The sequence below is a fragment of the Streptomyces sp. NPDC050121 genome (assembly GCF_044460385.1).
In the GTDB taxonomy this organism is placed as follows: domain Bacteria; phylum Actinomycetota; class Actinomycetes; order Streptomycetales; family Streptomycetaceae; genus Streptomyces; species Streptomyces soliscabiei.
Genome location: NZ_JBITJV010000003.1, coordinates 105,024 through 131,403, shown reverse-complemented (window position 1 = coordinate 131,403; position 26,380 = coordinate 105,024). Strand labels below are relative to the sequence as shown.

The window sequence follows — 26,380 nt, the reverse complement described above, 5'->3', positions numbered from 1 at the left end:
ATTCTGGTCCGATGCAAGCACTTCACCCTCTGGCCGTTTCGGTGAACAAGGCCGTCGAGACGGATCTGCCCGAGCTCGTCCGCGTGGATCGTGAGGCCTTTCCCGAAGACCCGTATCCCGAGGCCGTCCTGCGCCAGTTCATGGACACCTACGCAGACCATCTGCTGCTGGCGAAAAGGGACGGCGTCCTGTGCGGATACGTGCTGGCCACGCCGCCGTACGAAGGACTGAGCTGGATCTTCAGCCTGGGCGTAGCGCCCGGCGAGCGGCAGCAAGGGCTGGGCCGGCAGCTGATGAAGGAAGTGCTGGAGAACCTGCGGAAGGAGGGCGCGCACACGGTCACCCTCTGGGTCGACCCGCGCAACACCGCCGCCATCGGCCTCTACGAGTCGCTGCGCTTCGTGCCCGTCGGCGAGTCTCACGAGGACTACTTCGGCCCCGGCAAACACCGCCGCCTCATGAGACTGACCCTGTAAGGCAACCGATTTCGTCCGTCCGGTGGTCTGGAGGGCGAGGAGGGTGCTTGATGCAGGCGGAACTAGAGGAGCGGTTCCAGGAGTTCGTCAGAGCGCGGTGGTCCCGGCTCGTGCGGACCGCGTATCTGCTCACGGGGGACGTCCACCACGCGGAGGACCTGACGCAGACCGCGCTGGCCAAGGCGTACCGGTCGTGGCGGCGGATCTCGCGTGCCGACAACCCGGAGGCGTATGTCCGGCGGATGCTGGTCAGTTGCAACAGTGACCGGTTCCGCAAGCGGCGGGTCACCGAGGCGCTGACCGCGGCGCCGCCGGAGCGGGCGGGGCGGGACGAGGGCGCTGGGCGGGTCGAGGAGCGTGGCTCCCTGATGGCCGGGCTGGCCCAACTGCCCCCGAAGCAACGGGCGGTGGTGGTGCTGCGGTACTGGGAGGACCTGTCCGAGGCGGAGGTGGCCGAGGTGCTCGGCTGCTCGCCCGGCACGGTCAAGAGCCAGGCCTCGAAGGGGCTGGCGAAGTTGCGTACGTATCCGGGGCTGGCTCCCGTCGGCCGCGCGGTGTCCGGTGGCCAGGGTCGGGCTCAGGGGCAGGGAGGCAGCCGTGGGTGAGGCAGAAAACCCGGATAACCCGGCAAACACAGAAAACCCGGCAAACACAGAAGACACAGAAAACCAGGAAGACTTCGGGTTCGAGGAGCGGATGCGTGAGCTGCTCGCTGAGGACGCGTACGCCGTTCGGCCCTCCCCGGCGCCGTATCCGGCGATCCGGCGCCGGGGACTGGCCGAGCGGCGGCGGCGCGCGGCGGTGACCGGCGCGGCGCTGGCGACGCTGGCCGCGGTGCCGGTGGGGGCGTACGCCGTGGCCGGGGGGAACGGGGAGCGGGGCGCCGACACGGCGGCGCCGAGGCCGTCGGTCAGCGCCCCGCACAGCCCGGCCGTCACCCCGTCCGCCACACCCACCGGGCCCGCGCGGCCCGCCACCGACCGGCAGTTGTTCGACGGGATCACGTTCGCGCAGGCGGCGGACGGGCTGCAGAAGTGCATCGACTGGGACCAGAAGAACACGCCGTCGGCGCTGGGCCGCGAGGGTCTGGGCAAGGCAGCGGACTACCGGATCATCCTGGCGATCAAGAGCACCGGTGACTCCAACGCGCCCGGCGACGGCATGTACGTCGTCGCGACCAAGACGCAGCCGGCCGGCTTCCGGGTGATCTGCAACGTCAGGAGCGGCGAGGGTGTGGGCATCAACTCCGGTTCGGGCGACGCCGGCGCCCCGGACGCGGGTCCGGTCGTGGCCGACATCAACGGCGGCAAGCTGTACCAGCAGTCGTTCCTCGACAAGGGCAACTGGAAGCTGCCGTTCCGCTGGGGGTTCATCGGCACGGTCGAGCCGTCGGTCGCCAAGGTGACCGTCTCCTACGGCGGCGGCGGCCCCGTCACCGCCGCCCTGGACCACGGCTGGTTCGTCGCCGCCGGCATCCTGAACCAGCAGGTCACCGTGGCCCCGCACATCAAGGGCTACGACGCGGCCGGCAAGCTCGTCTACGACTCCGACGACGACAAGTCCTACGAGCGGACCCTGCCGTAGGGGGCGTTCACGCCCGCCCCGGTGTCACGAGGCCCGCCCCGGTGTCACCAGGCCCGACTCGTAGGCCACGATGACCAGTTGCGCCCGGTCGCGCGCGCCCAGCTTGCCGATGATGCGGCTGACGTGGGTCTTCGCGGTGAGCGGGCTGAGGCCCAGCGCCTCGGCGATCTCCGTGTTGGTCAGGCCGCGCGCGACCAGGGCGAGTACCTCGCGCTCCCGTTCGGAGAGCTCTTCCGGGCCGCCTGCCGTGGGCGGCCCGACGGGGCTGCGCAGGAACCGGGCGATCAGGCGGGCCGTCGGGCCGGGCGACAGCAGCGCCTCACCCGCGGCGACCGTGCGGATGGCGTCCAGGAGGTCGGCGGGCCGGGTGTCCTTCACCAGGAAGCCGGAGGCGCCCGCGCGCAGCGCCTCGACGATGTTCTCGTCGGTGTCGTACGTCGTCAGGACCAGCACGCGGACCCCGGCCAGCTCCTCGTCGGCGGCGATCAGCCGGGTGGCCTCGATGCCGTCGAGGTCGGGCATGCGGATGTCCATCACGACCAGATCGGGGCGCTCCCCACGGGCCACCGCCACCGCCTCCCGTCCGGTGCCGGCCTGGCCTACCACCGCCATGTCCGGCGCGGACTCGACGAGCATCGCGAACGCGGCCCGAACCAGTGTCTGGTCGTCCGCGAGCAGCACCCGGATCGGGCTCACCGGCCGACCTCCGTCGGCAGTACGGCACGCACCTCGAACCCCTCCCCCTCGTCGTTCCTCGGTCCGGCCTCCAGTGTGCCGCCCACGCTGCGCGCCCGTTCCCGCATTCCGACGAGTCCGAACCCGGGCGGGCCCGCGCCGACGTCGTCCCCCCCTCTCGGGGTCGCTGGAGCGGGGGTACCGCCACCGTCGTCGGTCACCGTCACCCGCAGGGCGCCGTGTTCCTCGTACACCCGCACCCCGACCGCGAGATCGGCCCGCCCGCCGTGCCTGACCGCGTTCGTCAGCGCTTCCTGGACGATCCGATAGGCGGCCGCGCCCACCGCGGGCGGCACCTCCCCCGCCCCCACCGACAGATCGACGCTCGCCCCCGCCACCCGGGCCGTCTGAGCGAGGTCGGGCAGGCCGTGCAGGCCGGGCAGCGGGCCGCGGGCGTCGGGGGCGCCGTTCTCGCGCAGCACCTCCAGCGTCGTACGGAGTTCGCCGCGCGCGCTGCGGCAGGTCTCGGCGATGTCGTCGAGGGCCTTGGCGACGGCCGTACGGTCGAGGCGGTCGGGGTCGGCGGCCAGGACGTGCGCGGCGACGGAGGTCTGCACGCCGATGAGGGTGATGGTGTGCGCGAGCAGGTCGTGCAGGTCACGGGCGATGCGCAGGCGTTCCTCGGCGACGCGGCGGCGGGCCTCCTCGTCACGGGTGCGTTCGGCGCGTTCGGCGCGTTCGACGATGGCGGCGACGTACTGGCGGTAGTAGCGGGCGCTCATGCCGCAGAAGAGGACGGCGATGACCCAGCCGGAGATCCGCAGCACCTCCACCACGCCGTCGGGGTTGGTGACCGCGTTGACGATCAGCGTCACGCCGAGGAGGGAGACGCCGGTGAGCAGCGTGCGGCGGGCGGTGCCGGTGCACGCGATGGTGTAGAGCGCCACCATGGTCACGGCGACGGGCGCCGTGTGGTCGTTGTCGAGAGCGTGGTACGGGACGATGCAGGCCACCACGGCGAACAGGACCGGCATCGGACGGCTGCGCCGCCACACCAGGGGCACGTGCGCGGCGAGCAGCAGCGTCCAGCCGAGCACGTCGGGGCGCGACCCGTCGCTGCCGAGGAGGCCGAGGGCCGTGGCGAGGGCGGCGATCACCGCGGCCAGCAGCGCGTCGGTGCGGGTGCGGTGCGGGGCCGAGCGGGGGTCGCGGTTGATCACCGTCATGACGCGCTCGGCCCGCCGGGAACGCCCTGGTGTCGTGGTTGCCTGCACGACCTCATCCTGCGGCACGCAGGCGCCCCTCCGACAGGGAGGGGCGCCCGGGTGCTCAGAGCCTGTGTCACGCGGACTGCCGCTCGCGGTCGACGACTTCGGGTTCGGGCGCCCGCGAAAGGCGGCCCGGCCACCACACCCGCCGCCCCAGCGCCACGCTCGCGCTGGTCACGAGGTAGGTCCGCACGAGGAAGGTGTCCAGCAGCACGCCCACCGCGATCACGAAGCCCAGCTCGACGAGTTGGACGAGCCCCATGTTCGTCAACACGGCGAAGGTGGCGGCGAGGACGAGGCCCGCGGAGGCGATGACCCCGCCCGTCGTGCGCAGCGCGGTCAGCGCGGCGGTGACGGGTTCGGCGCCGCGCACCGACTCCTCCCGCATCCGGTGCATCAGGAAGATGCCGTAGTCGACGCCGAGGGCGACCAGGAAGACGAAGGACAGCAGCCCCAGCCCCGGATCCGTGCCTTCGAAGCCGAACACCGGCCCGAACGCCAGTCCGCCGATGCCGAGCGCCGCGCCCCACACCGCGACCACGGCGGCGACCAGCATCAGCGGCGCGACGAGCGACCGCAGCAGCACGATCAGGATCAGCAGGACGGCGACGAGGACGATCGGCACGACGATCAGCCGGTCGCGGGCGCTGGTGTCCACCATGTCGATCCGCTGGGCGCTGGGCCCGCCGACGTGGGAGCCGGTCAGCCGGTCCCTGAGGGCCTCGATGGTCGCCGTCTCGGCCGCCGACTGCGGCGGCGCGGAAGCGGTCACCGCGATCTCCGTCCAGCCGTCCCCGGTGCGGCCGACGCGGGCGTCGGCGACGCCGCCGGTGTCGCGGATCGCGGCGAGCGTGGCGTCGGCCCGGCCGGCCTGGGTCATGACCTCGATGGGCTGGGCGGACCGCTCCGGGAAGGCGGCCGCGAGGGTCTCCATGGCGGCGACCGACTCGGGTCGGTCGACGAAGGCGTCCTGCTGCCTGACCGCGCCGGGCAGGTTCAGCGCGCCGAGCGCCAGCGCGCCGAGAAGGACGGCCCCGGCCGCCAGGATGGTCCGGGGGCGCCGTCCGGCCGAGGTGCCCATCGCGGCGAACAGCGACCGGCGGGTCCTGGGCGTGCTGCCGAAGGCGGGCGCCAGCGGCCAGAACACCCGGCGGCCCAGCACGACGAGGAGCGCGGGCAGCAGCGTCAGCATCGCGACGAGCGCGCACAGCACCCCGGCGGCGCCCAGCGGTCCCATCCCCCGGCTGGAGTTGAGGTCGGCGGCGAGCAGGCACAGCAGTCCGGCGGCGACGGTCCCGGAGGAGGCGAGCACGGCGGGCCCGCAGCCGCGCAGCGCGGCCAGCATCGCGTCGTACGGCCGCTCCACGCGCCGCAACTCCTCCCGGTAGCGGGAGACGAGCAGCAGGGCGTAGTCCGTGCCCGCGCCGAAGACGAGGACGGTCATGATGCCCGAGCTCTGCCCGGACACCGAGGTGCCGAAGGCCTGGTGGAGGCCGTAGGCGACGCCCATGGACAGGTAGTCGGCGATCCCGGCCACGACGAGCGGCACCAGCCACAGCAGCGGGCTGCGGTAGATGAGGATCAGCAGGATGGCGACGACGGCGACGGTGGTGTAGAGCAGCGGCCCGCCGAGCGAGTCGTACACCTTGCCCGCGTCGGTGGACAGCGCTGCCGGCCCGCCGACCTCGACCGTCAAAGCGCCCTGGCTGTGGGCGACTTGGCGTACGGCCTCGACGAACGCGTCCCGCTTGCCCTCGTCTGTGCCGGGCTCGTTGGTGACGACCGGGTACATGAGGGTGGCGCCGTCGGCGGATGGGACGCCCTGCGGCGTACCGGTCAGGGTGTGGTCCCCCGCGATCCGCGCGACCTGCTCCCCAGCCGTCGCCCGGTCGGCGGCGGTGAGCCCGCCGGCCCGGTGGTAGACCAGCACGAGTTCGGTGCTCTCGCCACCGGGCAGCCGATCCTGCAGCTTGGCGACCCTGGTCGAGTCGGCGCTCGCCGGCAGGTAGTCGGTGATCCCGTCGTGCTGCACGTCGGCGAGCTTGGCGGCGAACGGCGAGGCGAGCGCCAGCACACCCACCCACAGCGCGAGCATCACCCAGGGGATGCTCTTCCTTTTCCCGGCCCCCATGAGACGGGCCCTCCCTTCGACACGGTCGTCCGGTTGCGCTCTCCAGACTTCCGGTACGCAAGGGGCGCTTCGTCGCACGCGAGGGCGAGTTCGGGGGTACTGCCGGGGGCGGCCGGGCGGCCGCGTTACTCCCTGGGGAGTATCAGGGGCGTGTCAGCTCGACGTCAGGACGGGGTGCGGGCCGCCGCCAGCAGCCGGGTCACGTCGTCCGCGCAGATCATCAGGGCCGTGCCCACCGTCGCGAGGACCTCGCGCTCGGCGGGGGTGTACGGGCCGTCCGCGAGGGCGATGCGGGCGCCCTGCAGCAGGATCGATTCGCGGCCGGCCGGCGCGAGGTGCGGGGCGAGGGGGTCGAGAGCCTCGTGGAGCTCTATGGCGAGGCCCGCGCCGTAGGGTTCGCCGTAGCTGGGGCCGGTGTCGGCGGCGAGGGCGTCGACGAGGGCGGCGAGCTGTTCCTCGGTGCAGTCGGCGAAGCCGGCCGCGCGCACCGCGCCCGCCGCCGTCTGCAGGGACGTCGGGGCGCAGGCGCCGCCCGCGGACAGGACCGCGAGGGCGACCGTGTGGACGGCGTCGCGGAGCATCGCGGAGAAGCGGATGGTGGTGGGGTGGTCGAGGACGTCGGTGCCGAAGTGGCGTCGGCAGGCGGCGCACTCGACGACCGGCCCGGTCTCGCCGCGCGGCGCGACGGGCACGCCGAGGACGGTGAAGCGGCGCCGGCCGGTCAGCCGCTGGTAGTTGCGGTCGCCGCCGCAGCCCGGGCAGAAGAACTCTCCGTCGCCCACGGTCGTCCACGCGGTGCGGGTGCCCAGGATGCGGGCAAGCCTGGTGACACGGCCGTCTCGTCCCCGTCCTGGCAGCACGTCGCACCTCCTTAACGGCGCGGCAACATCGCCGCGTCTGCGTGATGTTAGCCACATCGGGCAGGAGTAGTCAGCACCCAGGACGAGACCTTTCCGTGACCTCCACCCCGCGCTGGCCGAAAACGACGGGGCCCTGGTCGCCGTATGCGACGACCAGAGCCCCTAAACCGCCGGTCAGGCCTTGGACCTGGCGTCAAGGATGCCGCCTGCCGAGCGGTGCTAGCGCGTCGCGCGGTTGACGGCCGAGACGACTGCCTTCAGCGAGGCACGCGTCGTGTTCACGTCGATGCCGATGCCCCACAGGACCTTGTCGTCGATCGCGCATTCGATGTACGAGGCGGCCTGCGCGGACGCGCCCTCGCTCATCGTGTGCTCCTGGTAGTCCAGCAGACGTACGTCGATGCCGATGCCCTGGAGCGCGTGGAAGAAGGCCGAGATCGGACCGTTGCCGGTGCCGACCAGCGTCGTCTCCGCGCCGTCGACCTCGGCCTCGACGGTCAGCGTGTCCACGCCGTCCTTGTCGGTCGTCGACTGCCCCGCCCTGAGCTGCATCCGCCCCCAGGCGTTCTCGGGGTTGGGCAGGTACTCGTCGCGGAAGACGGCCCAGATGTCGGAGCCGGTGACCTCGCCGCCCTCGGCGTCGGTCTTGGCCTGGATCAGCTTGGAGAACTCGATCTGCATCCGGCGCGGCAGGTCCAGCTTGTGGTCGTTCTTCAGGACGTACGCGATACCGCCCTTGCCGGACTGCGAGTTGACGCGGATGACGGCCTCGTAGGAGCGGCCGACGTCCTTCGGGTCGATCGGCAGGTACGGGACCGCCCACTCGATGTCGTCGACGGTGACGCCCTTCGCGGCCGCGTCGGCCTCCATGGCGTCGAAGCCCTTCTTGATGGCGTCCTGGTGGGAGCCGGAGAAGGACGTGTAGACCAGGTCGCCCACGTACGGGTGGCGCGGGTGGACCTCCATCTGGTTGCAGTACTCCCACGTACGACGGATCTCGTCGATGTCGGAGAAGTCGATCTGCGGGTCGACGCCCTGCGAGAACAGGTTCATGCCCAGGGTGACCAGGTCGACGTTGCCGGTGCGCTCGCCCTGCCCGAACAGACAGCCCTCGATGCGGTCGGCGCCGGCCATCAGCGCCAGCTCGGCCGCCGCCACGGCCGTACCGCGGTCGTTGTGGGGGTGGACGGACAGCACGACGTGCTCGCGGCGGGAGAGGTTGCGGCCCATCCACTCGAAGCGGTCGGCGTGCGTCGACGGCGTCGAACGCTCCACCGTGGCCGGCAGGTTCAGGATGATCTCGCGGCCCGGACCGGGCTGGTAGACGTCCATCACCGCCTCGCAGACCTCGAGGGCGAAGTCCAGCTCGGTGTCGGTGAAGATCTCGGGGCTGTACTGGTAGCCGAACTCGGTCTCCGGGCCCAGCAGCTTCTCGGCGTACTCCATCACCAGGCGGGTGCCGTCGACGGCGATCTGCTTGATGTCGTCCCTGGAGCCGCGGAAGACGACCCGGCGGAAGACGGGGGCCGTGGCGTTGTACAGGTGGACGGTGGCGCGCTTGGCGCCCTTCAGGGACTCCACGGTCCGCTCGATCAGGTCCTCGCGGGCCTGCGTCAGCACGGAGATCGTGACGTCGTCCGGGATCGCGCCCTCTTCCTCGATGATCGAGCGCACGAAGTCGAAGTCGGTCTGGCCCGAGGCCGGGAAGCCGACCTCGATCTCCTTGTAGCCCATCTTGACCAGTTGGTCGAACATCCGGCGCTTGCGCTCGGGCGACATGGGGTCGATCAGGGCCTGGTTGCCGTCACGCAGGTCGGTGGAGAGCCAGCGGGGGGCGGTGGTGATCCGGTTGTTCGGCCAGGTGCGGTCGGCGATGTCGACCTGCTCGTACCGTCCGTACTTGTGGACCGGCATCTGGCTGGGCTGCTGGCGGTTCGCCATGGGGCGTTGGCTCCTCGGGGTGACCGGACAATGTCCGGACGGAAGGACGGCCGACGCGCAACACCAAGCACCGCGGGGAGGGGGTCGGCCTCGACTACAGGCCCTCGCCGCGGCAGCTAAGGAGAAGCAGCCCGAAACGCATAGTGCTCCGCAGCCTAGCCGAGACACTGGTGTCACGCGGGTCCGTATCAGTATGCGGGACCAGCGGAAACAAATACAGGAAAAGGGACGAAACGTGCTCCATACCACTTGAAGCCACGGATCGGCCATGTTTGTCACCGTTTTTCACCGATCATGGTTGCCTGTGGTGACAGCGAGATAACGCAGTGCAAAGGTGCCGGGCATGACGACCCACGGGGGCTTCGAGCCCGTCTTCTGCACCGTCGTACCGCCGCACATCCTCGACCGGCTGGCCAGGAGCGACGATCCGGCCCTCGCCGGCCCCGCCCGGCGCACCATCCTGCGCGACAGCGAGCTGCGCTCCCTGCGCCAGGTGAACACCGAGTACGGCCTCGTGGCCGCCCCGAAGGCGAAGGCGCCGTCGGACCAGCCGCTGCGCACCGTCTACGACTGCGAGCACGGCACCACCCTGCCCGGCGCCAAGGTCCGCGCCGAGGGCTCCGAGCCCGGCCAGGACGCCAGCGTCAACCGTGCCTACACCGGCCTCGGCGCCACCTTCGAGCTCTACCTGAAGGCCTACCAGCGCCACTCCATCGACGGCGACGGGCTGCCCCTCGACGCCACCGTGCACTACGACGAGGGCTACAACAACGCCTTCTGGAACGGCGAACAGATGGTGTTCGGCGACGGTGACGGCCAGATCTTCGTCGACTTCACCTCCTCCATCGACGTCATCGGGCACGAGCTCACCCACGGCGTCACGCAGTACACGGCGAACCTGACCTACAACGGCCAGCCGGGCGCCCTCAACGAGTCGATGTCCGACGTCTTCGGCTCGCTCATCAAGCAGTACTCCCTCGGTCAGACCGCCGCCGAGGCCGACTGGCTGATCGGCGCGGACCTGCTCGCCCCGGGCGTCACCGGCACCGCCCTGCGCTCCATGAAGGCGCCGGGCACCGCCTACGACGACGACGTCCTCGGCAAGGACCCGCAGCCCGCGACGATGGACGGCTATGTCCGCACCGGCCGCGACAACGGCGGTGTCCACATCAACTCGGGCATCCCGAACCACGCGTTCTACCTGGCCGCCACCGCCCTCGGCGGCCACGCCTGGGAGAAGGCGGGCCAGATCTGGTACGACGTCCTGACCGGCGGCGAGCTCACCGAGAGGGCCTTCTTCACCGACTTCGCGGGGCTGACCGTGAAGGCCGCGCGCGAGCGCTTCGGCGACGGCGGGGAGGAGTTCCAGGCCGTGGAGAAGGCATGGGAGCAGGTGGGGGTGCGGATTCTGTGACCGCGGGATAGACAGGGACCCATGCGTATTCAGGTGAGGCGCACGGGCGGGTTCGCGGGCATCGAGCGGCAGGCCGAGGTGGACACCTCGGGGCGGCCCGATGCCGGCGACTGGCACGCCCTGGCCGAGCAGGCGGTCGCAGCCGGTCAGGGCCGGCCGCCCATGGGTGTGCCCGACGGGTTCCGTTACGAGATCACCGTGGACGGCAAGACGGTGTACGCGGCAGATCCCCGGCTCACCCGGGAGCAGCGGGAGCTGATCTCGCGGGTACTGAAGGAAGGGGCCTGATCGGTTGGTCGCACCGGGCGTGAACTGCCACTTCACGCCCGGGCGTTGACTTCCTTACCCGTGGGTAAGGATGATCCCGGCCATGGCGAACGATCCGCGTGCCGCGGCCCATCCGATTCCCCCGCTCCCCCCGTTCCCGGCCGACTTCCTGTGGGGGGTGTCCACCTCCGCCCATCAGATCGAGGGCGCGGTCGACCAGCGCGAACCGTCCGTGTGGGACACCTTCACGGCCGAGCCCGGCCGGGTGAAGGACGGCTCCACGGCGGCCGTGGCCTGCGACCACTACCACCGCTACAGCGAGGACGTGGCCCTCCTTGCGGGCCTCGGAGTGGACGCCTACCGCTTCTCGATCTCCTGGCCGAGAGTGAACTCCCCCGGCGGCCTCGACTTCTACGACCGCCTCGTCGACGCACTGCTGACGGCAGGCGTACGCCCCGTCCCCACCCTCTTCCACTGGGACCTCCCGGCGAACCTGGACTGGCTGGAGCGGGACACGGCGTCCCGGTTCGCGCAGTACGCGTCGGTGGTCGTGGACCGCCTCGGCGACCGCGTCAAGAAGTGGATCACCCTCAACGAGCCCGCTGAACACACCCTGTTGGGGCACGCGCTCGGCACCCACGCCCCCGGCAGGCAGCTGCTCTTCGACGCGCTGCCGGTGGCCCACCACCAGCTTCTGGCCCACGGCCTCGCCGTCCAGGCCCTGCGCGCGGCCGGCGCCACCGACATCGGCGTCGCCAACTCCCACGGCCCGACCTGGCCGGCCTCCCGGGAGCCCGCCGACCTGGAGGCGGCGGCCTTCTACGACGTCCTGCTGAACCGCCTGTTCGCGGAGCCGCTGCTGCTCGGCGAATACCCCGACGGGCTGGGCGAGTTGATGCCGGGGGACGTGGCGTCCGACCTGAAGGCGATATCCGAGCCGCTCGACTGGTACGGGATCAACTACTACGCCCCGACGCGGGTGGGCGCCCCGCAGGGCACCGAGATCGAGTTCGGCGGGATCACCATGCCGGCCGAACTCCCCTTCTCCGTCCAGGAGATAGCCGGCGTCCCGGTCACGGACTTCGGCTGGCCGGTGGTCCCCGAGGGCCTCACCGAACTCCTGACGACCTTCAAGGACCGCTACGGCGACCGCCTCCCGCCGGTGGTCATCACCGAGAACGGCTGCTCCTACGAGGGCCTCGACGACCAGGCCCGCATCGCCTACCTGGACGGCCACCTCCGCGCCCTGCACAAGGCGCTGGAGGCGGGCGTCGACGTGCGCGGCTACTTCGTGTGGTCGCTGCTGGACAACTTCGAGTGGGCGGAAGGGTACGCACGCCGCTTCGGCCTGGTCCACGTCGACTACGCCACCCAGACCAGAACCCCGAAGGCGTCGTACGCCTGGCTGCGGGACGTGCTGCGGGCGCAGAGATCGCAGGCACGGGGATGACGACGGCCGACCGGGTTCCGGTCGCCGCGCTGGCCGAGCCGGTCGAGCGGGTCGGCCGGGGCTGGACGTCGGCCCTGTCGCTGGCCAACGGGGCGATCTGGGTGGGCTGGTACGGCCCGCTGCAGATCCTGCTGGCCTCCCAGGCCGAGGACTTCGCGCCCGGCTCCGGCATGTCGAAGGAGACGATGCTGGCCTGGGTGACGGGCGCGGGCGCGGTGATCTCGCTGGCCGCGAACCCGGTGTTCGGCGCGCTGTCGGACCGTACGACGTCCCGCCGGGGCCGGCGCACACCGTGGATCGTGGCCGGCGCGGCGGCCGGCGCGCTGTCGCTGCTGCTGCTCGCGGGCGCGGGCGGCGTCTGGACGCTGGCGGCGGGCTGGTGCCTGGTCCAGCTGACCCTGAACGCGGCCTTCGCGGCGGTGACGGCGGCGGTGCCCGACCGGGTGCCGCGGCTCCAACGGGGCTCGGTGGGCGGTTGGTTGGGGGTTGCGCAGATCCTGGGCGTGGTCGGCGGCACGGGGCTCGCGACGGTCGCCGGGGGCGTCGGGGCCGGATATGCGGCGTGCGCGGTGTTCACGGTGGTGGGCGTGCTGCCGTACGTCCTGCGGTACGAGGATCTGCGGCTGCCGGCGGCGGACCGGCCGGTGTGGTCCTGGCGGGGCTTCGCGGCCGGGTTCTGGCTGAGCCCGCGCAAATACCCCGACCTGGGGTGGGCGTGGCTGACGCGCTTCCTGATGAACCTGAGCAACGCGCTGGTGCTGCTCTACCTGCTGTACTACCTGCGGGACCGGCTGGACTACGCCGACCCCGAGCAGGGCGTGCTGATCCTGACGGCCGTCAACGGGGTGACGCTGCTCGCCACGGTCGTCGTCGGGGGCGTCTGGTCGGACCGGGTCGGCCGGCGCAAGCCGTTCGTGATCTGGTCGGGCGTGCTGATGGCGGTGGCGACGGCGGGGCTCGCGGCCTGGCAGACCTGGCCGGGGGCGATCGTCGCGGCGGCCGTGCTGGGTGTGGGGTTCGGGGTCTTCACCTCGGTGGACTTCGCCCTGATGACGGACGTACTGCCGAAGGCCGTGGACCGGGGCAAGGACCTGGGCGTCATCAACGTCGCCAACTCCCTGCCCCAGGTCGCGGCGCCCGCCCTCGCCGCGCCGATCGTGACCTACCTGGGCGGCTACCGGGTGCTGTACCTGGTGGCCGCCGTGATCGGCCTGGCGGGGGCGGTGCTGGTGGGGCGGATCAGGGGGGTGGAGTGAATAGTGCGATGGCAAATCGCCGTCAGCGGTTCCGTGATCTCCCACACAGACAGGCAACAGGTGTCACACATAGTCTTCGTGGCGACCAATTGGCCCTGAACAGGGGGAAGTTGACGTGCAGAACCGTCTGATGACGTACAAGCACAAGACCGCCGTGGTGGCCGCGATGGCGGCCTTCGTGGTGGCCGTTCCAACCGTCAGCGCGCTGGCCGCGGAGATCAGTGGAAGCCGTTTGCCGTTCGCGGTCGCCACGTCGGGCAGTGCGGAGGACAGTAACCGCTGGTCCGGCCCGGGCTCCGGCCACGTCAAGGCGTGCGGCGATGTGCCGGTCAACGACACGCGTACCTTCACCGCCTCCGTCTGGCGGGACATCTCGCTGTCGCCCGACCGCCAGATAGCCACCGCGTCCCGCAGCTACTCGCAGGGCTACGGCTGCGGCTCGTACAAGGACACCAGCACGTCCAACAAGTACTACACGCAGGTGAGCTGGGCCGCCGTGCCGGGCAGCCGGGGCGTCGGTTTCGCGGCCGCCGAGAACTGACCCGGCCGGCCGGTAGAAGCAACACACAAGAAACCGCACCGACGGAACCAGGAACACTGTGTCCCTTGGCAACGACCCCGCCGCGGCCGACCTCCAGTCGGCCGCGGCGGGCCCCATCCCGCCCGCACAGGCCGACCGCGACCGGTCCGCGGAGACAAGGACGACCCGACCGGCGGAGACGATCGCCGCCGTGGAGCAGGCCACCGTCCGCTACGGCTCGCTGACCGCCCTCGACGGGGTCTCGCTCGGCTTCCCGGTGGGCGTGACCGGGCTGCTCGGGCCCAACGGCGCCGGCAAGAGCACGCTGCTGTCCCTGCTCAGCACCGCGCAACAGCCGAACGAGGGCATCGTCACCCTGCTGGGCGAACCAGTGGGGGCGGGCGGCCGCAGAGCCGTGCGGCGGGTACGCGAACGGATCGGCGTCCTCCCGCAGTCCTTCGGCTACTACCCGCGTTTCACCGCGCTCGAGTTCGTCGAGTACGCCGCCTGGCTGCGCAAGGTGCCCTCCCGCGGGCGCCGCGACCAGGCCCGTGCGGCGCTGCGCCAGGTCGCCATGGAGAAGCACGCGGACCGGCGGATGGGGGATCTCTCCGGCGGCATGCTGCGCCGCGTGGGCATCGCCCAGGCCGTGGTCAACCGGCCCGCGCTGGTCCTGCTCGACGAGCCGACCGTCGGCCTCGACCCGGCCCAGCGCGTCGGCTTCCGCGATCTCATCAAGGGGCTGGGGGAACACTCCGCCGTCGTGATGAGCACGCACCTCGCCGAGGACGTCGCCCACACCTGCGACCGGATCTCGGTACTCCTCGAGGGCCGGGTCCGCTTCACCGGCACGCTGGCCGAGCTGTGCGCACTGCCCGGCGAGGACGGCACCGTGGAATCGGGCTATCTGCACCTGGTCGGCCCTGAGGAGGCGGTGCTGTGATCCGCATGTTGTGGACCGAGATGCGGCGCGGCGAGTCCCGGTGGATCGCCGCCCTCATGACGCTGATCGGCGCCTGGTACTTCCTCGGCGCGGACGCGGCGACCAGCGACTGGGTCGGCTGGTGGACGCAGAGCTCCGTCGAGGTCCAGATCTTCGCCGTGATGGTGATGGGCCCGCTGGTGAGCACCGGCGCCGCCTGGACCGCGGGCCGTGTGCGCCGCTATCGCACCCTGGCCTGGGCGGAGACGACCGCCCGCAGCGGCTGGGAGCAGAACGTCATGGTGTGGCTCTCCGCCATGGCGTGGGCACTGCCCGTGTACGCGCTCTTCGCGGCCATGGCCTTCTCCCGCACCGCCGGCGTCAGCGAGGTCACCGCGCCCGTGTGGTCGCCACTGCTGACCGGCGCCGCCCTGGTCGGCCTGCAGACCGCGGTCGGTGTCGTCGTCGGCGTTCTCTCCCCGTCCCGGATCGCCGTCCCCTTCGTCGGTCTCGGCTGGTACGGCGCCCTGGTGAGCATCGCGCTGTTCTCCGACGAGCGGTCCGTGCTGCCGTGGGCGCTGGTGCCGGCGCTCGACGTGCACTGGGACATGGCCTTCCAGCCGAACGCCGGCCGACTGCTGACCGCCGCCGTCTGGTGCCTCGCCTGCGGCCTGCTGATCCTTGCCCTGCCGGGTCTGCTGCGCGGGCGGTCCGTGCGTCCCGCACTGGGCACCCTGCTGCCGGTGGCACTGGCAGCGGTCGTCGCCGCCGGGGCGCTGTTCACCTTCCGTGCCCCGCTGCCCGAGCTGTACTGGGCCGAGCGGACCCCGCAGCCGGAGCGACCCGTGTGCGCCACCGAGGGCGGCGCACAGGCCTGTCTGTGGCCCGACGACCGGCATCTGCTGCCGGAAGTCCGGGTCGCGCTGCGCCGGGTCGACCGCACCGTCGGAACCGTCCCCGGCCTCACCCGCACGTACTACGAACGCGGGCTCACCGCGCCGTCCGGGGCCACGCCGACCGCCGAACTGCCCGTGTACACACCAGGGATCGACCGTGAGGGACTGACCCAGGACATGCTCGCCGCGTCCCTGCCACAGCCGCCGCAGGGCTGTGCCCCGCACCTGATGAAGGAGATCGGGGACTACCCGGACACCTTCCTCTTCGAGGCCGTGGTCCGCAGTCGCGCGCAGGTCCAGAACGGCTACTGGAGCGACGAGTTCACCGCCGCGCTGGAGCGCTTCCTGAAGTCGCCCACGGCCGAGCAGGACCGCTGGCTGGCCGCCGCCGCCGCCGACATACGGGCCTGCCGCGCCGTTCCCGCTCCGCCGCGGTGAACGGCGCCGACGAAGTGAGGCGTGTGTTCTCGTACACCCCGGCGTCACCGGGACTGCGTGCGCTCATCGGCTACGCCCGAAGCCGAGGGGTGCCTCGCGCGGCGTTGGTCACGCTGGCCGTCGCCATCGCCGCCACGGTGTACGCCGGGCAGCAGCTGCCGCTGCCGCAGCTGCGCCATCTGACGGACTACAGCGTGCCGTTGGCGGCCGTCGTGCCCGTTGTGCACGCGGTGGTGCTCGCCACAACGACGTTCTCGCCGATGGCCGACCTGGAGCACACGGCGGCGCAGCCGATGCACCGGCACCGTGCGGTGCACATGACCGCCGTGCTGCTATACGCGACGCTGCTGGCCGTGCTGCCGATGGCGGCGGGCGCGTCCGCGGGGGTCACCGTGGCCGCCGTCCGCAACGTCGCGGGCTATCTCGGGCTGGCCATGATCGGTGCCCGGCTGTTCGGCAGCGGGCTCGCCTGGTTACCGCCGCTGGCGATGTTCGGGCCCACGCTGCTGGCCGGTGTGCGCTGGGACAACACGCCGGAGCCGTGGGCATGGTCCATCCACGGCCCGCACAGCGTCCCGGCCGCCGTGACGGCGACCGTGCTGTGCGCGGTGGGCCTGGTACTGGCGGCCACGACAACCCCACGCCGCGCGGAACGCGACGAACAGGGCTGACGGCCGGGCGACGCGTCTCAGAACCCCAGCTTGCGCAACTGCTTCGGGTCGCGCTGCCAGTCCTTGGCGACCTTCACATGCAGGTCGAGGAAGACGGGGGTGCCGAGCAGTGCCTCGATCTGCTTGCGGGACTTGATGCCGACGTCCTTGAGGCGCTTGCCCTTGGGGCCGATGATGATGCCCTTCTGGCTGGGGCGCTCGATGTAGATGTTCGCGTGGATGTCGAGCAGCGGCTTCTCCGCCGGACGGTCCGCGCGCGGGAGCATCTCCTCGACGACCACCGCGATGGAGTGCGGCAGCTCGTCCCGGACGCCCTCCAGCGCCGCCTCGCGGATCAGCTCGGCGACCATCACCTGCTCGGGCTCGTCCGTCAGGTCGCCCTCGGGGTACAGCGGCGGGCTCTGAGGCAGCATCGGGATCAGCAGGTCGGCCAGCAGCTCGACCTGCTGGTCACCGACGGCCGAGACCGGCACGATCTCCGCCCACTCGATGCCCAGCTCCTTGCCGAGCTGGTCGATCGCGATGAGCTGCTCGGCGAGCGTCTTGGAGTCCACCAGGTCGGTCTTCGTCACGACGGCGACCTTCGGCGTCCGCTTGATCCCGGCCAGCTCCTTGGCGATGAAGCGGTCGCCGGGGCCCAGCTTCTCGTTCGCCGGCAGACAGAAACCGATGACGTCGACCTCGGCCCAGGTGGTGCGCACGACGTCGTTCAGCCGCTCGCCGAGCAGGGTGCGCGGCTTGTGCAGGCCCGGCGTGTCGACCAGGATCAGCTGGGCGTCGGGGCGGTGCACGATGCCCCTGACCGTGTGCCTCGTCGTCTGGGGCTGGTTGGCGGTGATCGCCACCTTCTTCCCGACCAGAGCGTTCGTGAGGGTGGACTTGCCCGCGTTGGGGCGGCCCACGAAGCAGGCGAAGCCGGCACGGTGTACGGACTCGGCCGACTGCTCGGATGACTGGTTACGAACGCTCATGGCCCCCATTCTCCCTGATCCACGAAGCCCCGCCGTACACACGAGCGGCAGTGGCCCGCGCCGTGAGCTCCCGGAAACCTCCACGCAACGAAACGTCACGGAAACACATCCGTGCATTACCGGAAACGCGGGGCGGTGAACCTCTGACGAGCCCCCGCATCGTTGGAGACCCCGTGACTCTGGCCGCCGCCCAAGCGAACACCGGCGACACCGCCTGGCTGCTCGCCGCCACCGCCCTCGTCCTGCTGATGACGCCGGGCCTGGCCCTCTTCTACGGCGGCATGGTCCGCACGAAGAGCGTCCTGAACATGCTCATGATGAGCTTCGTGTCGATCGCGCTGGTCACGGTGGTGTGGCTGGCCGCCGGCTACTCGCTCGCCTTCGGCGACGACATCGGCGGCGGGCTGATCGGCGGCCTGAAGCACGCGGGGATGGCCGGTCTCGGTCCGGACAGCGTCCAGGGGACCGTCCCGACCCTGCTGTTCGCCACCTTCCAGCTCACCTTCGCGATCATCACGGCCGCGCTGATCAGCGGCGCGATCGCCGACCGGGCGAAGTTCGGCGCCTGGCTGGTCTTCGTCCCGGTCTGGGCGCTCCTCGTATACGTTCCCGTCGCCCACTGGGTGTGGGGGCCGGGCGGCTGGATCCTGGACCGGCTCGGCGCCCTGGACTTCGCCGGCGGTCTCCCCGTCGAGATCACCTCCGGCGCCTCCGGACTGGCGTTGTGCCTGGTCCTGGGCCCGCGCCTGGGCTTCAAGAAGGACGCGATGCGTCCGCACAACCTGCCCATGGTGATGCTGGGCGCGGGACTGCTCTGGTTCGGCTGGTTCGGATTCAACGCCGGTTCCGCCCTGGGCGCGAACGGCCTGGCGGCCGCCGCGTTCCTCAACACCCTCGCCGCCGGCTGCACCGGTCTGCTGGGCTGGCTCTTCGTCGAACAGAAGCGCGACGGCCATCCGACGACGCTGGGCGCGGCCTCGGGCGCCGTGGCCGGTCTGGTGGCGATCACCCCGTCCTGCGGCTCGGTCTCCCTGCTCGGCGCGCTGGTCGTGGGCCTGGCCGCCGGCGTCGTCTGCTCCTACGCGGTGGGCTGGAAGTTCAAGCTGAACTACGACGACTCCCTCGACGTGGTCGGCGTCCACCTGGTCGGCGGCGTCATCGGCACCCTCCTCATCGGCGTCTTCGCCGTGGACACCATGACCGGCGGCACCGAGGGCCTCCTGTACGGCGGCGGGCTCGCCCAGCTCGGCAAGCAGCTGGTCGCGGTGATCGTCGTGGCCGCGTACGCCTTCACCGTCACGTACGGCCTCGGCAAGCTGCTCGACAAAACGATCGGCTTCCGTGCGGACGAGGACCACGAGCACACCGGCCTGGACCTTACGGTGCACGCCGAGACCGCATACGATCACGGCGTCCTGGGCCATGGCGCCCCGGTCGGCTCGCACTCCGTCCTCTCCCCCCAGAAGGTCAAGTCACAGGAATGAAGCTCATCACCGCGATCGTCAAGCCGTACCGCCTCGACGAGGTCAAGACGGCACTCCAGGAGCTCGGCGTGCACGGCCTGACCGTGACCGAGGCCAGCGGGTACGGCCGCCAGCGCGGTCACACCGAGGTGTACCGGGGCGCCGAGTACCAGGTCGACCTCGTGCCCAAGGTGCGGATCGAGGTCGTCGTCGACGACGCGGACTCCGACGCCGTGATCGACGCGGTGGTGCTGGCCGCACGGACCGGGAAGATCGGGGATGGCAAAGTGTGGGCGCTGCCTGTTGAAACGGTCGTGCGGGTGCGGACCGGGGAGCGCGGGCCGGACGCGCTTTAGTTCTAGCCTCCGGCGGGGTGGCCGATTTTATTTGGCTGCGGGTGCGTTGTGGCTGGTCGCGCAGTTCCCCGCGCCCCTTTGGTACGTTTCCGCAGCCTGAGTAGCAGCCATACCCCTGCTGCCGTCATCGTCACCACAATCGCCACTACCAGCCAGGGCACCGCCACGAAGGACGCTGTCGCCGACTCGGTCGTGTCCTTGGCGCTGGCCGTCAGTTTCACGTCCGTCCAGTCGAGCTGGGGGGCGTGGCTCCAGCGTTCGGTGAGGTGGACTCGTTGGCCGGGGAGGAGCTGGGACGGGAGCTTCTTCAAGTCTCGGGTGAGGAGTGTGCGGCCGAACAGGCCGCTCGCGGTCAGCTCCACCTTGGGTTCCAGGGTGACGTTTCCTGTGTTGTGCAAGGTGTAGGAGATCGTCGCCGTGCTGTCGCCGAGGCCGGGGATCAGGGGCTGGTGGTGGCTGATGTGGACGTTCTCGACGGCGAGTGCGGGCAGGGTGGGGCCGCCGACCTGGAGGTAGACCCGGGCGCCGACGGCCCGCTGGACGCCGAGCGCGACCCCGCCGTCGCCCTTGTCGACCCGTTCGTCGAGCGCGACGATCGCGCCGGGATGGTCGCCGGGTTCGGCGCCCTCGGGGACCTTGATGCTGAACGGCACGGTGACGGTCTTGCCGGCGGGCACGGTGACCCGGTCCTTGGGGAGCTGGGCCCACGCGCCCACGCCCCGCATCTTCTCCCCGAGCGACTTCACGGCGAAACCGCCGTCGCGGGCGGTGTTGTAGGCGTCGGCCGCGTACAGCCGGAAGGTGAGGGGCTCGTCCGTCTTGTTGGCGACGACGACGTCGTCCTGGATCGTCTGCCCGGGATCGGCCGAGACATAGAAGTAGGGGCGCGCGGCGACGGCCGAGGAGACGGGGTAGACGGACCAGCTGCCGTTGTCGGCGGCGTGGACCGGTGCGGCGAAGAGCAGACAGAGCAGGAGTGGCAGGAGAAACGGCAGCAGGAACGGTTGGAGGAGGACGGGCGGTTTGCGCATGGGCATGGGTGCGGACCCCCCACGGGCGGGCTGCGACGGTTGGTGGACGGGCGGGTGCGGACCTGTGGGGCGGGCGCCCGGCCACCGGTGGACGTGATGCGTACGCTCAGGTGAGCGTGAGGGTCAGGACGCCGGCGTAGCTGCCCGGAGGCGTGAACGCCGGTACGTCTAGGGAGAGTTGGGCGTTGGCGGTGAACTCGCCGCCGGTGGCCGTGCCGTCGGGCGTGGACGCCAGGGTCGCCCCCGAGGCGCCGACCGAGCCCGCCGAACCGGCCTGACAGGTGCTCGGGCTGCCCGCCTTGGTCGTGCAGGCGGGCGTCCAGCTCAGCTTGCCGGCGTCGATCTTGGCGCCGGGGCCGGTGAAGTCGGTGACCTTGCCGGTCAGGGACCAGCCCGCGGGTCCGCCGCGGAAGTCCTTGACCGTCACCGCGTTGAGGTTCCCGGTCGAGGCCTGGCCGGACCCGAAGTCGACCGCGGACATCGCCACGGCGTCCCCGGCCTGGGACATCGACAGTGTGCCGGCCTTCACGGTGGTCGTCAGCTTCTGGCTGCCCGCGGGTACGGGCGTGTCGTCGATGACGACGTACGCGGCGGGCGGGGTGCCCAGGCCGGCGCTCCAGGTGGTGCCCTCGTACGCCACGATCCCGGTGGTGGTGAGGTCGTTGACGACGAGTGAGCCGGAGATGGCGCCCTGCCCGTCGGCGGTCAGGGTCGTCCTGTCCCCGGTCTCGCCGGATCCGGACCGGCCGGCGACGGTGACCGCGGCGCCCGCCGTGAAGCCGCTGCCGGTGACAGTGACGCTCGCGCCGGGGCTGCCGGATGCCGAACCCAGGTTGATGTTGCGGGTGTTGGCCGGGGGGTTGTCGGCGGCGGTGACGGTCTCCGACACCGGGGCGGGCGGGTTGGTCACCGTGCAGGGGGTGTCCAGTTCGAGGATGTAGCTGGTGTGGATGTTGTAGTCGCCGGGCGAGAGGGTGATCGCGCCGGGTGCGGTGACCGTGAACGCGCCGGTCATGGAGAACGACGGGAAGACGCCGCGGCCGGGCACCGGGTCGTTCTTCTTCGGGCCCGCGACGGTGACGGCGCCGGTCTGCGCGCCGCCGAGCGTGATCTTCCCGGTCGGCGTCATGATGTCGGCCGGCAGGGCCAGGTCGGTGGGGTTGTTGGCGGCGGGCGTGACCACCGTGTAGGTCACGTTGACGGTGTCGCCGACCTTCGGGCTGGGGTTGTCCACCGTGACCTTGGCGGTGGTGGTGCCGTCGATCGGCGGGAGGCCGGCGATCGCCGGCGGGATGCAGTGCGTGGGGAAGTCCACGTTGGTCGCGGCGCCGGCGGGACACGCCAGCGCGCCGCCCGCGGTGACCGCGAGCGCGGTCGCCCCGAGCAGTGACGCCCAGTGCCGTCTTCGGGAACCTCGGGAACTTCCGGAACTTCGGGGTGAACCCATGATTGCCCCCTCCTCCGGGGTGCGGGCGCAGCGGCTCTTCTGCGCCGACAGGGGGCATTGAGGTGCGGATCGCACAAGAAGTCAATGCACGCGACGAGGTCAACTGATGGACCGTCAGCTTCCTTGTCCCGCAGGGAAACTGACGGTCCGTCTGCTCAGTTTTCAACCGCTATCAGTCGAACACGAACGGCCCCGGCGACTGGGCGGCGGACGTCGTACAGGTGACCGTGATCCCGAAGACGACCATCTTCAGGGAGCCCTTGTAGAAGTCCAGCTTGTCACCGGAGGCCACGGTGCCGTTGAGCGGACCGACCGTGATCGGGTCGCCGACGGCCATGGCGGGGTTCACCGTGCCGGCGAAGACACGGGCGGCACCGGTCGAGTTCGCCATCGTGAGGGTGGAGGCGATGGTGTTGGCGTTGATCGCGATCGGTGCGGTGATCGCGGTGGACGTGAGTTTGATGGTGGCGGCCGTGCCCGTCTGGGTGGCCGTGAGGGTGGCGGCGCCGCCCCCGAAGAGACCGCAGCTGGCGGTCACGGTGGCCGTCGTCGGGGTGACGGCGGCGGCTGAGGGTGCGAGTGCCAGCCCGGTGACCGCGAGGGTCCCTGCCAGCAGTGCCGCACCTGATCCGATTCGCTTGCCTCTCATGGCGTTTCCGGCTCCTTCCCGGATGTGGGGAGACGGACGGCCGTGGCGGGACGGGTGGGTGCGGACACCGGTGCCGGTGGGGGGTGAATCTGACGGTCCGTCGGAAATTACGGTTCCATTGACGCGTCAGGGACAAGCGAAGGGCAAGGCTGAATTCCGGCCTTAGTCGGGCCGGTGAATTCCGATCCGGCCGAGAGGGGCGGGACGCCGGGGACGGCGGGGTCCAGGGGGCGGAGCCCCCTGGTGCGTCAGCCGGCGGAGACGGTGAGCCGCACGCTCCCGTCCGGGCCCGCCACGAGCACCGGCGTCCCCGCCCCGCCCAGATCGGCGACGGCGGCGCGGTCCGCGTCGGAGGCGCCCTCCGCCTCGGTGACCACGGCCGCCGCCTCCAGCGACTTCGCCCCCGAGGCCACCGCCATCGCCACCGCAGTCCGCAGCGCGCTCAGCCGCAGCGACGGCAGATCCACGGTCCCGGCGACATAGGTACGTCCTGTCTCGTCCCGCACGGCAGCCCCCTCGGGCACACCGTTGCGGGCCCGCGCGGAACGGGCCAGGGTGACGATCTTGCGGTCCTCGGGGTCGAGCCCGTTGCTGTCGGTCATGCCCCGAGCATACGAAGAACCGCCCGCGAGGACGGAGCGCCCCCCTCAGACGCAGTCGTCGATGATGACGTTTCCCAGCGAGAGCGGACCCCGGCCGTTGATGACGAGACTCATCGTGTAGTTGCCTGCGGGCAGATTGAAGGTCGTCGACCGGGCCACCGACTCCCCCGCCCCCAGGGCCGAACACGAGACCGACCGACTGTCACCGGAGCCCTGGTCGCCCATGTCGAAGATGTCCTGGTAGTCGGCGGACGACTCGTCGCCGACGTTCTTCTCCTGCCAGGTGACGGTGAAGTCGGTCCCCGAACACGGGTTCACCGGGTCCGTGACGAAGCTGACCTGGTCGTCCAGAGTGATGTTCGCCGGCATGATGTCCTCCACGAGCTGGGCATTTTGCCGTATTTACCCCTTTTTCTTGTGCGGGAAACGATGAAAGGCTGCGGCGCATGGACTGGATGCCCCTGCTCTCCACACTGGCCGGCGCCGTCATCGGCATCACCGCCACACTGATCGCCGATCGCAACCGGTGGCGGCGCGAGGAGTCCCGGCACGCGCTCCAGATGCGACGCGAGGTGTACACGGAGTTCGTCTCCGCGCTCAAGACAGCCAGTGAGGAGATACGCGCCGTCGCGCTGGGCGATCACATGTCAGGAGCGGCGCGTGACGCGGCCGTCCGGGAAGCCTTCCGTGGCACCGGCCTGTACACGGCGAGCGAACGTCTCTGGCTCGTGGGCCCGCAACAGGTCGTGACCGCCGGGAACGAGGCGTTCCACAGTCTGCGCCAACTGCGCGACGCCTACGCCCGGGGCGTCACCGTCGGCTCCGTCGAGGACGCGCCCCTGATCGCACAGCGGCGGACGGCCATGGCCCGGATGCGCGACCTCATGCGCGAGGACCTGGGCATCGGGCCCCTCGGCATCGAATGACCGTCAGGGCCGGTCGAGCCGGAGCCGCTCCGCGCGCGGCAGACCGGCGACCACCAGGTCGTAGGAGTCCTCCACCAGCTCCCGGACCAGCCGGTCGGGGAGCTCGCCGTCGACCGTCACCGTGTTCCAGTGGCGCTTGTTCATGTGGTAGCCGGGGGCGATCAGCCCCGGGTGCTCGGTGCGCAGCCGCACCGCGTCGTCCGGGTCGCACTTGAGGTTCACGGTCAGGGGCCGTGCGTCCAGCGTCGTCAGGGCGAAGAGCTTCCCGCCGACCTTGAAGACCGAGATCTCCGGGCGGAACGGAAAGTCCTCCACGACCGCGTTGAAGGACAGACAGAAGGCGCGCAGCTCCTGGGGCGTCACTCGGGTTTCTCCTCCTCGGGCGGGTCCGCCGGATCCACCGGCTCCACCAGCACCGTCACGATCTTGTTCCGGCGGCCGGCCGCAGCCTCCGCCGTCAGCCGCAGGGCCCGGCCGTCCGGGAGGTCGACCGTGCTCGACGCGCCCGCGATGGGGACCCGGCCCAGGGCCTTGGCCAGCAGCCCGCCCACCGTCTCCACGTCCTCGTCGTCGTACTCCTCCAGGCCGTACAGCTCGCCGAGGTCGGTGATGTCGAGGCGCGCGGTGACCCGGTGACGGTCGTCGCCGAGATCCTCCACGGGCGGGAGTTCACGGTCGTACTCGTCGGTGATCTCGCCGACGATCTCCTCGAGGATGTCCTCGATGGTGACGATGCCGGCCGTGCCGCCGTACTCGTCGATGACGACGGCGACGTGGTTGCGGTCCTGCTGCATCTCGCGCAGCAGATCGCCGGCGTTCTTGGTGTCGGGGACGAACGCGGCCGGCCGCATGGCCGTCGAGACCAGCTCGCCCTCGGCGTCCCTGCTGATGTGCGTCTTGCGGACCAGGTCCTTCAGATACACGATCCCGACGATGTCGTCCTCGTTCTCACCGGTCACGGGTATGCGGGAGAACCCGGAGCGCAGCGCGAGGGTCAGGGCCTGACGGATCGTCTTGTAGCGCTCGATGACGACGAGGTCGGTCCTGGGGACCATGACCTCCCGCACGAGGGTGTCGCCCAGCTCGAAGACCGAGTGCACCATGCGGCGCTCGTCGTCCTCGATCAGGGACTCCTTCTCGGCGAGGTCGACCAGCGCGCGCAGCTCCGCCTCGGAGGCGAACGGGCCCCGGCGGAAGCCCTTGCCTGGGGTCAGCGCGTTGCCGATGAGGATGAGGAGGGACGGGATCGGGCCCATGATCCGCGCCAGCGGGAGCAGGACGTACGCCGCCGCCGTCGCCGTGTTCAGGGGGTGCTGGCGGCCGATGGTGCGCGGGGAGACGCCCACCGCGACATACGACACCAGGACCATGACGCCGATCGCGGCGAGCAGGGCCGGGGCCGTGCCGTCGATCTCCTTCAGGCAGGCGTAGGTGACCAGCGCGGCGGCGGCCATCTCACAGGCGACGCGGACCAGCAGCGCCACGTTCAGATAGCGGGTGGGGTCGGCGGCGATCTGCGCCAGCTTGGCGCTGCCGCGCCGGCCGCCGCGCACGGCCTCCTCGGCGCGGAAGCTGGAGACGCGCGCGAGGCCCGCCTCCGCGCAGGCGGCGAGCCAGGCGACGACGACCAGGGCGATCGCGCCGGAGACGAGGCCGAGGCTCATGACACGGTCGGGGCCGGCGAGGGGCCGGTCAGGCCCTTCTCCGCACGCCACCCGTCCACGATGGCCGCCTGCAGGCCGAACATCTCGGCCTTCTCGTCGGGCTCCTCGTGGTCGTAGCCGAGCAGGTGCAGCACTCCGTGGACGGTGAGCAGCTGGAGCTCCTCGTCCATGGAGTGCTGGGTGTCCGCTTCCCTGCCCTGCTTCTCGGCGACCTCGGGGCACAGCACGATGTCGCCGAGGAGGCCCTGCGGAGGCTCATCGTCGTCCTTGGACGGCGGACGCAGCTCGTCCATCGGGAAGGACATGACGTCCGTCGGCCCCGGCAGGTCCATCCACTGCATGTGCAGCTGCTCCATGGCGTCGGCGTCCACGACGATCACCGAGAGCTCGGAGAGCGGGTGGATGCGCATCCGCGCGAGCGCGTAGCGGGCGATGTCGAGGATCGCCTGCTCGTCGACCTCGGTTCCGGACTCGTTGTTGACGTCGATCGACATGGTGCTGG

General features: G+C 71.1%; 28 protein-coding genes. 14 read left to right on the top strand and 14 right to left on the bottom strand.

Annotated elements, in window-relative coordinates; translation table 11 throughout:
• Positions 1-11 precede the first annotated feature (11 nt).
• The 3 genes from ACIBTS_RS05435 to ACIBTS_RS05425 all read left to right on the top strand — a co-directional run bounded on the left by ACIBTS_RS05435 (position 12) and on the right by ACIBTS_RS05425 (position 2,060).
• Positions 12-476, top strand: coding sequence for a GNAT family N-acetyltransferase (locus ACIBTS_RS05435; RefSeq protein ID WP_399316776.1), 465 nt, complete (start codon positions 12-14; stop codon positions 474-476).
• Positions 477-526: 50 nt separating this feature from the next.
• Positions 527-1,081, top strand: a complete 555-nt coding sequence (locus tag ACIBTS_RS05430) for a SigE family RNA polymerase sigma factor (protein WP_399316775.1) — start codon at positions 527-529, stop codon at positions 1,079-1,081.
• A 91-nt stretch (positions 1,082-1,172) separates the two neighbouring features.
• Positions 1,173-2,060 carry a hypothetical protein gene (locus ACIBTS_RS05425; protein WP_399316774.1) on the top strand — a complete coding sequence of 296 codons (888 nt, stop codon included), beginning with the start codon at positions 1,173-1,175 and terminating at the stop codon, positions 2,058-2,060.
• A gap of 24 nt (positions 2,061-2,084) precedes the next feature.
• Here the strand turns inward: ACIBTS_RS05425 and ACIBTS_RS05420 are convergent, their stop codons facing one another.
• From ACIBTS_RS05420 to leuA, 5 genes are all read right to left on the bottom strand, one after another.
• Positions 2,085-2,756, bottom strand: a complete 672-nt coding sequence (locus ACIBTS_RS05420) for a response regulator transcription factor (RefSeq protein ID WP_099937358.1) — start codon at positions 2,754-2,756, stop codon at positions 2,085-2,087.
• Positions 2,753-4,009 carry a sensor histidine kinase gene (locus ACIBTS_RS05415; protein WP_399316772.1) on the bottom strand — a complete coding sequence of 419 codons (1,257 nt, stop codon included), beginning with the start codon at positions 4,007-4,009 and terminating at the stop codon, positions 2,753-2,755. Before ACIBTS_RS05415 ends, ACIBTS_RS05420 begins: the two co-directional genes overlap by 4 nt.
• Before the next feature lie 67 nt (positions 4,010-4,076).
• Complete coding sequence (locus ACIBTS_RS05410) at positions 4,077-6,134, bottom strand: MMPL family transporter (protein WP_399316770.1); 2,058 nt, start codon at positions 6,132-6,134, stop codon at positions 4,077-4,079.
• A 164-nt stretch (positions 6,135-6,298) separates the two neighbouring features.
• A complete protein-coding gene (locus ACIBTS_RS05405) occupies positions 6,299-6,994 on the bottom strand; it encodes a TerB family tellurite resistance protein (RefSeq protein WP_399316767.1) in 696 nt (231 codons plus the stop codon).
• A gap of 219 nt (positions 6,995-7,213) precedes the next feature.
• The gene (gene leuA / locus ACIBTS_RS05400; RefSeq protein ID WP_399316765.1) at positions 7,214-8,935 is read right to left on the bottom strand and encodes a 2-isopropylmalate synthase; all 1,722 of its coding nucleotides are present in this window, start codon (positions 8,933-8,935) and stop codon (positions 7,214-7,216) included.
• Between the two features lie 343 nt (positions 8,936-9,278).
• Between leuA and ACIBTS_RS05395 the strand changes: the two genes are divergently transcribed.
• From ACIBTS_RS05395 to ACIBTS_RS05360, 8 genes are all read left to right on the top strand, one after another.
• Positions 9,279-10,349: a M4 family metallopeptidase gene (locus ACIBTS_RS05395; RefSeq protein ID WP_399316763.1), complete on the top strand. Its 1,071-nt coding sequence runs from the start codon at positions 9,279-9,281 to the stop codon at positions 10,347-10,349.
• A 21-nt stretch (positions 10,350-10,370) separates the two neighbouring features.
• On the top strand, positions 10,371-10,637 hold the full coding sequence (locus tag ACIBTS_RS05390) for a protealysin inhibitor emfourin (RefSeq protein ID WP_399316760.1): 267 nt from the start codon (positions 10,371-10,373) through the stop codon (positions 10,635-10,637).
• 82 nt (positions 10,638-10,719) lie between these two features.
• The gene (locus ACIBTS_RS05385; RefSeq protein WP_399316759.1) at positions 10,720-12,066 is read left to right on the top strand and encodes a GH1 family beta-glucosidase; all 1,347 of its coding nucleotides are present in this window, start codon (positions 10,720-10,722) and stop codon (positions 12,064-12,066) included.
• On the top strand, positions 12,063-13,322 hold the full coding sequence (locus tag ACIBTS_RS05380) for an MFS transporter (protein WP_399316757.1): 1,260 nt from the start codon (positions 12,063-12,065) through the stop codon (positions 13,320-13,322). The genes ACIBTS_RS05385 and ACIBTS_RS05380 overlap by 4 nt, the downstream gene beginning before the upstream one ends.
• Before the next feature lie 115 nt (positions 13,323-13,437).
• Positions 13,438-13,863 (top strand): hypothetical protein, encoded by a 426-nt coding sequence (locus tag ACIBTS_RS05375; RefSeq protein ID WP_319672185.1) that lies wholly within the window; start codon positions 13,438-13,440, stop codon positions 13,861-13,863.
• Positions 13,864-13,921: 58 nt separating this feature from the next.
• Positions 13,922-14,785 carry an ATP-binding cassette domain-containing protein gene (locus ACIBTS_RS05370; protein WP_399316755.1) on the top strand — a complete coding sequence of 288 codons (864 nt, stop codon included), beginning with the start codon at positions 13,922-13,924 and terminating at the stop codon, positions 14,783-14,785.
• Positions 14,782-16,098, top strand: a complete 1,317-nt coding sequence (locus ACIBTS_RS05365; protein WP_399316753.1) for a hypothetical protein — start codon at positions 14,782-14,784, stop codon at positions 16,096-16,098. The genes ACIBTS_RS05370 and ACIBTS_RS05365 overlap by 4 nt, the downstream gene beginning before the upstream one ends.
• 23 nt (positions 16,099-16,121) lie before the next feature.
• Positions 16,122-16,769: a hypothetical protein gene (locus ACIBTS_RS05360; RefSeq protein ID WP_399316751.1), complete on the top strand. Its 648-nt coding sequence runs from the start codon at positions 16,122-16,124 to the stop codon at positions 16,767-16,769.
• A 17-nt stretch (positions 16,770-16,786) separates the two neighbouring features.
• Here ACIBTS_RS05360 and era read toward each other — a convergent pair whose 3' ends face one another.
• A complete protein-coding gene (era, locus tag ACIBTS_RS05355) occupies positions 16,787-17,740 on the bottom strand; it encodes a GTPase Era (RefSeq protein WP_319336798.1) in 954 nt (317 codons plus the stop codon).
• 173 nt (positions 17,741-17,913) lie between these two features.
• Here era and ACIBTS_RS05350 point away from each other — a divergent pair, with 173 nt between their 5' ends.
• Together ACIBTS_RS05350 and ACIBTS_RS05345 are read left to right on the top strand one after the other, a co-directional pair.
• On the top strand, positions 17,914-19,224 hold the full coding sequence (locus ACIBTS_RS05350) for an ammonium transporter (protein WP_399316749.1): 1,311 nt from the start codon (positions 17,914-17,916) through the stop codon (positions 19,222-19,224).
• On the top strand, positions 19,221-19,559 hold the full coding sequence (locus tag ACIBTS_RS05345; RefSeq protein ID WP_319672179.1) for a P-II family nitrogen regulator: 339 nt from the start codon (positions 19,221-19,223) through the stop codon (positions 19,557-19,559). The genes ACIBTS_RS05350 and ACIBTS_RS05345 overlap by 4 nt, the downstream gene beginning before the upstream one ends.
• A gap of 2 nt (positions 19,560-19,561) precedes the next feature.
• On the opposite strand, the gene ACIBTS_RS05340 is transcribed toward ACIBTS_RS05345, so the two are convergent.
• The 5 genes from ACIBTS_RS05340 to ACIBTS_RS05320 form a co-directional block, all read right to left on the bottom strand.
• The gene (locus ACIBTS_RS05340) at positions 19,562-20,590 is read right to left on the bottom strand and encodes a WxL protein peptidoglycan domain-containing protein (protein ID WP_399317189.1); all 1,029 of its coding nucleotides are present in this window, start codon (positions 20,588-20,590) and stop codon (positions 19,562-19,564) included.
• A 106-nt stretch (positions 20,591-20,696) separates the two neighbouring features.
• Positions 20,697-22,037 (bottom strand): beta-xylosidase, encoded by a 1,341-nt coding sequence (locus ACIBTS_RS05335; RefSeq protein ID WP_399316746.1) that lies wholly within the window; start codon positions 22,035-22,037, stop codon positions 20,697-20,699.
• A 172-nt stretch (positions 22,038-22,209) separates the two neighbouring features.
• Positions 22,210-22,686 (bottom strand): hypothetical protein, encoded by a 477-nt coding sequence (locus ACIBTS_RS05330; RefSeq protein WP_399316744.1) that lies wholly within the window; start codon positions 22,684-22,686, stop codon positions 22,210-22,212.
• A 248-nt stretch (positions 22,687-22,934) separates the two neighbouring features.
• Positions 22,935-23,288, bottom strand: coding sequence for a cytidine deaminase (locus ACIBTS_RS05325; RefSeq protein WP_079662368.1), 354 nt, complete (start codon positions 23,286-23,288; stop codon positions 22,935-22,937).
• A 45-nt stretch (positions 23,289-23,333) separates the two neighbouring features.
• The gene (locus ACIBTS_RS05320; protein ID WP_399316742.1) at positions 23,334-23,657 is read right to left on the bottom strand and encodes a hypothetical protein; all 324 of its coding nucleotides are present in this window, start codon (positions 23,655-23,657) and stop codon (positions 23,334-23,336) included.
• Positions 23,658-23,734: 77 nt separating this feature from the next.
• Between ACIBTS_RS05320 and ACIBTS_RS05315 the strand changes: the two genes are divergently transcribed.
• On the top strand, positions 23,735-24,214 hold the full coding sequence (locus tag ACIBTS_RS05315; protein ID WP_399316741.1) for a hypothetical protein: 480 nt from the start codon (positions 23,735-23,737) through the stop codon (positions 24,212-24,214).
• 3 nt (positions 24,215-24,217) lie between these two features.
• Here the strand turns inward: ACIBTS_RS05315 and ACIBTS_RS05310 are convergent, their stop codons facing one another.
• The 3 genes from ACIBTS_RS05310 to ybeY are packed head-to-tail and all read right to left on the bottom strand — an operon-like array spanning position 24,218 to position 26,372.
• Positions 24,218-24,577 carry an MmcQ/YjbR family DNA-binding protein gene (locus tag ACIBTS_RS05310; protein ID WP_079662366.1) on the bottom strand — a complete coding sequence of 120 codons (360 nt, stop codon included), beginning with the start codon at positions 24,575-24,577 and terminating at the stop codon, positions 24,218-24,220.
• Entirely contained in the window at positions 24,574-25,878 is a 1,305-nt protein-coding gene (locus ACIBTS_RS05305) for a hemolysin family protein (RefSeq protein WP_399316738.1), read from the bottom strand. Before ACIBTS_RS05305 ends, ACIBTS_RS05310 begins: the two co-directional genes overlap by 4 nt.
• Positions 25,875-26,372, bottom strand: coding sequence for an rRNA maturation RNase YbeY (ybeY, locus tag ACIBTS_RS05300; protein WP_319672172.1), 498 nt, complete (start codon positions 26,370-26,372; stop codon positions 25,875-25,877). The genes ACIBTS_RS05305 and ybeY overlap by 4 nt, the downstream gene beginning before the upstream one ends.
• Positions 26,373-26,380 lie beyond the last annotated feature (8 nt).

Excerpts from the sequence above, each read along its gene's own strand:
- ACIBTS_RS05435 (WP_399316776.1), top strand. The coding sequence starts at position 12 with ATGCAAGCACTTCACCCTCTGGCCGTTTCGGTGAACAAGGCCGTCGAG.
- ACIBTS_RS05430 (WP_399316775.1), top strand. The coding sequence starts at position 527 with ATGCAGGCGGAACTAGAGGAGCGGTTCCAGGAGTTCGTCAGAGCGCGG.
- ACIBTS_RS05425 (WP_399316774.1), top strand. The coding sequence starts at position 1,173 with ATGCGTGAGCTGCTCGCTGAGGACGCGTACGCCGTTCGGCCCTCCCCG.
- ACIBTS_RS05410 (WP_399316770.1), bottom strand. The coding sequence starts at position 6,134 with ATGGGGGCCGGGAAAAGGAAGAGCATCCCCTGGGTGATGCTCGCGCTG.
- leuA (WP_399316765.1), bottom strand. The coding sequence starts at position 8,935 with ATGGCGAACCGCCAGCAGCCCAGCCAGATGCCGGTCCACAAGTACGGA.
- ACIBTS_RS05395 (WP_399316763.1), top strand. The coding sequence starts at position 9,279 with ATGACGACCCACGGGGGCTTCGAGCCCGTCTTCTGCACCGTCGTACCG.
- ACIBTS_RS05390 (WP_399316760.1), top strand. The coding sequence starts at position 10,371 with ATGCGTATTCAGGTGAGGCGCACGGGCGGGTTCGCGGGCATCGAGCGG.
- ACIBTS_RS05385 (WP_399316759.1), top strand. The coding sequence starts at position 10,720 with ATGGCGAACGATCCGCGTGCCGCGGCCCATCCGATTCCCCCGCTCCCC.
- ACIBTS_RS05380 (WP_399316757.1), top strand. The coding sequence starts at position 12,063 with ATGACGACGGCCGACCGGGTTCCGGTCGCCGCGCTGGCCGAGCCGGTC.
- era (WP_319336798.1), bottom strand. The coding sequence starts at position 17,740 with ATGAGCGTTCGTAACCAGTCATCCGAGCAGTCGGCCGAGTCCGTACAC.
- ACIBTS_RS05345 (WP_319672179.1), top strand. The coding sequence starts at position 19,221 with ATGAAGCTCATCACCGCGATCGTCAAGCCGTACCGCCTCGACGAGGTC.
- ACIBTS_RS05340 (WP_399317189.1), bottom strand. The coding sequence starts at position 20,590 with ATGCGCAAACCGCCCGTCCTCCTCCAACCGTTCCTGCTGCCGTTTCTC.
- ACIBTS_RS05335 (WP_399316746.1), bottom strand. The coding sequence starts at position 22,037 with ATGGGTTCACCCCGAAGTTCCGGAAGTTCCCGAGGTTCCCGAAGACGG.
- ACIBTS_RS05330 (WP_399316744.1), bottom strand. The coding sequence starts at position 22,686 with ATGAGAGGCAAGCGAATCGGATCAGGTGCGGCACTGCTGGCAGGGACC.
- ACIBTS_RS05325 (WP_079662368.1), bottom strand. The coding sequence starts at position 23,288 with ATGACCGACAGCAACGGGCTCGACCCCGAGGACCGCAAGATCGTCACC.
- ACIBTS_RS05320 (WP_399316742.1), bottom strand. The coding sequence starts at position 23,657 with ATGCCGGCGAACATCACTCTGGACGACCAGGTCAGCTTCGTCACGGAC.
- ACIBTS_RS05315 (WP_399316741.1), top strand. The coding sequence starts at position 23,735 with ATGGACTGGATGCCCCTGCTCTCCACACTGGCCGGCGCCGTCATCGGC.
- ACIBTS_RS05305 (WP_399316738.1), bottom strand. The coding sequence starts at position 25,878 with ATGAGCCTCGGCCTCGTCTCCGGCGCGATCGCCCTGGTCGTCGTCGCC.
- ybeY (WP_319672172.1), bottom strand. The coding sequence starts at position 26,372 with ATGTCGATCGACGTCAACAACGAGTCCGGAACCGAGGTCGACGAGCAG.